The 4958-nt window shown below is 68.3% G+C and carries 4 protein-coding genes; 1 reads left to right on the forward strand and 3 read right to left on the reverse strand.

From position 1 onward, the window contains the following. Window positions 1-1170: acetyl-CoA C-acyltransferase (locus VFH59_RS10825; protein WP_325164907.1), on the forward strand; the 1170-nt coding region annotated here is incomplete at its 5' end. A 101-nt stretch (window positions 1171-1271) separates the two neighbouring features. Here the strand turns inward: VFH59_RS10825 and VFH59_RS10830 are convergent. The 3 genes from VFH59_RS10830 to VFH59_RS10840 form a co-directional block, all read right to left on the reverse strand. Then, on the reverse strand, window positions 1272-1649 hold the full coding sequence (locus VFH59_RS10830; RefSeq protein ID WP_325164908.1) for a carboxypeptidase-like regulatory domain-containing protein: 378 nt from the start codon (window positions 1647-1649) through the stop codon (window positions 1272-1274). Window positions 1650-2194: 545 nt separating this feature from the next. Then, a complete protein-coding gene (locus VFH59_RS10835; RefSeq protein WP_325164909.1) occupies window positions 2195-2584 on the reverse strand; it encodes a carboxypeptidase-like regulatory domain-containing protein in 390 nt (129 codons plus the stop codon). Window positions 2585-2960: 376 nt separating this feature from the next. Continuing rightward, window positions 2961-4958: M1 family metallopeptidase (locus VFH59_RS10840; protein WP_325164910.1), on the reverse strand; the 1998-nt coding region annotated here is incomplete at its 5' end.

The raw sequence follows: 4958 nt of genomic DNA on the forward strand, positions 1-4958 counted from the left end.
GCCACCCGCACGCCGGTGGGCAAGGCGCCGCGGGGCGTGTTCAAGAACACCCGCCCGGACGACATGCTCGCCCACGTGATCCGCGCCGTGATGGCGCAGGCGCCGGGCATCGACCCGCATCGCATCGGCGACGCCGTCATCGGCTGCGCCATGCCCGAGGCGGAGCAAGGCATGAACGTCGCTCGCATCGGCGTGCTGCTCGCTGGCCTGCCGCACACTGTGCCCGGCGTCACCATCAACCGCTTCTGCTCGTCGGGCCTGCAGGCCGTGGCCTATGCCGCCGACGCCATTCGCCTCGGCGAAGCCGACCTGATGCTCGCCGGCGGCACCGAAAGCATGAGCATGGTGCCAATGATGGGCCACAAGGTCGCCATGAACCCTGCCATCTTCGACAACGAGCACATCGGCATCGCCTACGGCATGGGCATCACCGCCGAGAACGTCGCCAAACAGTGGAAGGTCAGCCGCGAGGAGCAGGACGCCTTCGCCGCGCGCAGCCATGAGCGCGCCCTCGCCGCGCAGGCCGCCGGCGAGTTCAAGGACGAGATCACCCCGTTCCAGCTCGACGACCACTACCCGGACCTGGCCAACGACACCATCGTCACCGACAGCCGCGTCATCAGCCAGGACGAAGGCCCGCGTCCGGGCAGCACGCCGGAGGTGCTGGCGAAGTTGAAGCCGGTGTTCCGCAACGGTCAGTTCGGCGGCAGCGTCACCGCCGGCAACTCCAGCCAGATGTCCGATGGCGCAGGCGCGGTACTGATCGCCAGCGAGAAAGCGGTCAAGGAGTACAACCTGCAGCCGCTCGCCCGCTTCGTCGGCTATGCCGTCGCCGGCGTACCGCCTGAGGTCATGGGAATCGGCCCGAAGGAAGCCATTCCGCTGGCGCTCAAGCGCACCGGCATCAGCCGCGAGCAGCTCGACTGGATCGAACTCAACGAAGCCTTCGCGGCCCAGGCGCTGGCGGTGATGAAGGACCTCGAGCTCGACCCGGCGAAGGTCAACCCGCTGGGCGGCGCCATCGCGCTGGGCCATCCGCTGGGCGCCACCGGCGCCATCCGCGTCGCCACGCTGGTGCACGGCCTGCGCCGGCACAAGCAGAAGTACGGCATGGTGACGATGTGCATCGGCACCGGCATGGGCGCGGCGGGCATTTTCGAAGCGCTCTGACCGCCCTGCCCCGTTGGTCGACTACACCGCCTGCCAGCAAAAAGGCCAGCGCCTCGGGCGCTGGCCTTTTCTTTCGGACGCATCGGCGTCCGGCATCGGTGTCAGCGACTGCTGGCCACGGCCAGCTGGCTGTCGAAGTTCACCTGGATGCCACGACCCACGATCACCGGCACGTTCAGGTGCCTGGCGACGGGCTGGCCGTTCTGCGACAGCGTGACCGTGTAGACGCCGACCGGCAGCGCGCGGATGGCGTACCTGCCCTTCTTGTCGACCCGGACCTCGCGCCGGGTGCCGGTGGTCGTGCTCTTGGCGAGCACGGTGCTCCCGACGGGCGCATTGCCGAACACCTTGCCGTCCGTGGACTGGGCGTGGGCCACGGAGCCTGCCGCGCCGAAGGCGACCAGGGCGGCAGCCATCGCGATGCCGCGCACGGACAGGCCACTGCGCGAACCCGGACGGTTCGAACGAAGGTTCTTCATGGGTTTCATCCTTGTCTGATATGGAGGAGACCGCGGGGTAACCAGGGGTTTGGCGTTGTTCCCCACGGGTCATGCGGAGGGTGCGACCGACCGGGCGCCCCCTGGGCGCCTGGAAGGGCACACCAGCCGCAGCCGCGCTTCGGGCAGCGCCTTCCGTGCGAACGTGCGCAAGCTATCCGATGCGTCTGCGCTGCCGAAGGGTCAGAAGTCACCCGTGCGCCTTTGGAGTCTGGACTCGGTTCAGGCGACTGCCGACTACAGACCGCAGCCCCGCCATGCAGGAGCGCCCCCGTGCGCGACCGCCACGCCAACGCAGCCTGGCCCCGACGACTGCGCACGGCCCGCTCGCCAAACGCGTGACCGGTTAACGAGCGAGCGACCCGCGTCGCGCACTCCGGCGCCCACGCCGGCCGCTCGCACTCCCGTGCCATCGGCGCGTGCTTCCTTCAAGCGACAGCGATCCGCGCACTTCCGATGGCGCCGGCTTGCGCCGGCGCATAATGGTGTTTGCGCCAGGCCGGGCTCGCCAGGTACCGACTCCGACCCTAGTTCCCCGCGAGCTCCGAACACCGCCCTTGCGCACATTCGAAGTCCACCCTGGACCCGCTGTCGACCATGACCGGCACGTTGCGGTGGAGGATGCGCGGCTGGCCGTTCTCGATCAGCGTGACCGAGTAGTTGCCGATGGGCAGCTTGGTGATGAGGTAACGGCCCTTGGCGTTCACCGTGACCTTGCGCTGGATGCCGAAATCGTCACTCCTGGCCAAGATCGTGACGCCGGCTTGCGCGTGACCGAAGACCCTGCCCGCGGTTTCCGCCGACCGGGCCGCGCTAGAGCCCACGGTGGCGCAGACGCCGACGACCGCCACCATGGCCAGGTTCACAACCAGCAGCCGCCGGGGCGCGCCCGGTCGCCTTTCGAACGATGCGTTCATGGGATCACCTGCTCTTCATCGACACGGGAGGCCCATGAGCCGCCAGGGGTTTGGCGAGCGCTCACGGGGTTTGGACGGCTCCGCCTGCCAAGCGCACGGCTATGCGCCTGATACAGGCACCGCCCGGCCATCCGATCGATGAAATGCCATCCCTCGGACAGCGCGGACAGCGTACCGCTTCCACCACCGCCCGCCATGGCCAGAGGTCGTGTCGCGCCATGAAAACAATTCAATGCGCCCGGCGGAGGGACAGCCCTGCGCGCGCCGCTTGCTGGACGTGTGCCCGCCTCCGCCGCCGGCGCGCGGCGCGGCCATGGCGCGACCCAAGAAAAAGGCCCCGCATCGCGGGGCCTCGTTCCTTCTGCAGGCGTGCCGGTCAGCCGGCGTGCTTTTCCAGCCAGGCATCGATTTCCGGCAGGCGCCGTTCGCGGATCATCATGCGGTACCTGATGTTCGCGATGACCGAGTTGGCCACGCGGCGCGAGGTCGGCGCGATGTACTTCTGCGAGTACTGCTCGATCTTCCGGATCATCTCCGGCTTGTTCGAGCTGGCGCCGAGGTACGGGTAGTAGCGGCTGCTGGACGTCGAATCGACCAGCTTGTTCACCTGCTCGCGGTGGGCGAGGGCGAAGTCGAACGCCATCTCGGGATGGGTGTCACCCACCGTGCGGATCATGCCGGCACTGTTGGTGGCACCCGGCTCGTCGGTGAGCGCCAGGTCCAGTGCACGCTGGGCCAGCGCATCGTTCTCGGGGGTCGAGAGCATGCTGTAGAGCTGGTCCTTGACCAGCGGCGTGGTCTCGGCCCTGGCCTGCGCCCGCAGCGCGTTCCAGGTGGCCTCGTCGGCATGCTGGGCGACGACCGCGGTGATCGTCTTGCGCAGCGCCACCGGCACCGCGGTCGGGTCGGTCTTCTGCGCGGCGAAGCGACGACGGGCCTCGTTGATGACCTGCTTGTCGCCCAGGTCGGACATCACGCCGATCAGCTCCTGGCGCAGGTTCGCCATCGGCGCGCTCTCGCCCGCCTTCGCCTCCCAGCCGACCTTGGCGAAGACCGGCTGCAGCTGCCCCAGCGCGAACGTGCGCAGGCGCTGCTGGCGGGCCTGGTCGCCGCGGTAGTAGTTGTCCAGCGCCGACAGGTAACCGGCCACTTCGGACCACACCTGCGGATCGGCGTCGGCGGGCGTCGCGGTGATCAGCGCCAGCACGTTGGACACCGGCTCGTTGCCGGCCATGCCCAGCGCCCAGGTGTCGCCCAGCAGGCCGAGCTGGTCGATCGGGGCGAGCCTGGCGAACTGCCCCTTCAGCGCATCGAAGTTGTTCTGCGCGTACAGCGTGCGGTAGTAGCCGGTCTGGCCCGCGTTGACCAGCACCGGGCCGCAACCGGGCACGCTCAGTGTGGCCTTGCCGTCCACCACGGTGCGCACGGCCTTGCCGCCGACCGTCTTCGCGATCACCGGCACGTGCCAGCGCAGCGGCTGCTTGCCCGGCCGGTCGCGGGTGAACTCGCCCTGGCGCAGCGCGATGTCGGTCTTGCCGTTGGAGCAGGCGGCCGCGCGCACCTCGAGCATCGGAATGCCCGGCTGCAGCGTGAAGTCGTGCGCGATCTGCGTCACCGGCTTGCCGGCCGCCGCCTGGATCGACTTCCACAGGTCATCCGAGACCGTGTTGCCGTGCTCGTGCGCCTTGATGTAGTTGCGCACGCCGGTACGCCAGGCCTCGTGCCCGACGTAGCCTTCCAGCATGTGGATCACCGCCTCGCCCTTGGAATAGGTGATCGCATCGAACGCCTGGCTCGCCTGCTCCACCGTCTCCACGTGCTGCACCACCGGATGGGTGGACGCCACCGAATCCTGCGACATGGCCCGCTCGCGCACGCCGACGGCGTCCAGCTCGGTGTGCCACTCCGGATGCAGCTTCTGGGTCGTGCGCGAGGCCATCCACGAGGCGAAGCCCTCGTTGAGCCACAGGTCGTCCCACCAGCTCATCGTCACCAGGTCGCCGAACCACTGGTGCGCCATCTCGTGGGCGGCAGTGTTGAACACGCGCTGCTTGTCCACCGGGTTGGAGATGGCCGGATTCAGCAGCAGCGAATACTCGAAGGTGAAGATCGCACCCCAGTTCTCCATCGCCGAGAAGAACTGGCTCCGGCCCGGCGCGGCGATGTTGTCCAGCTTCGGCAGCGGATACGGCACGCCGAAGTAGTCGTTGTATTCCTTCAGCACCTGCTTGGACGAATCCAGCGCGAACTTGGCCTGGTCGATCATGCCCTTCTGCGTGATCACGCCGATCTCGGTGCCCTGGGCGTTGAGCGTCGCGCGCTCGAAGTCACCCAGGCCGAAGAACAGCAGGTAGGTGGACATCTTCGGCGACTG

The organism is Frateuria sp. (assembly GCF_035695185.1).
In the GTDB taxonomy this organism is placed as follows: domain Bacteria; phylum Pseudomonadota; class Gammaproteobacteria; order Xanthomonadales; family Rhodanobacteraceae; genus Frateuria_A.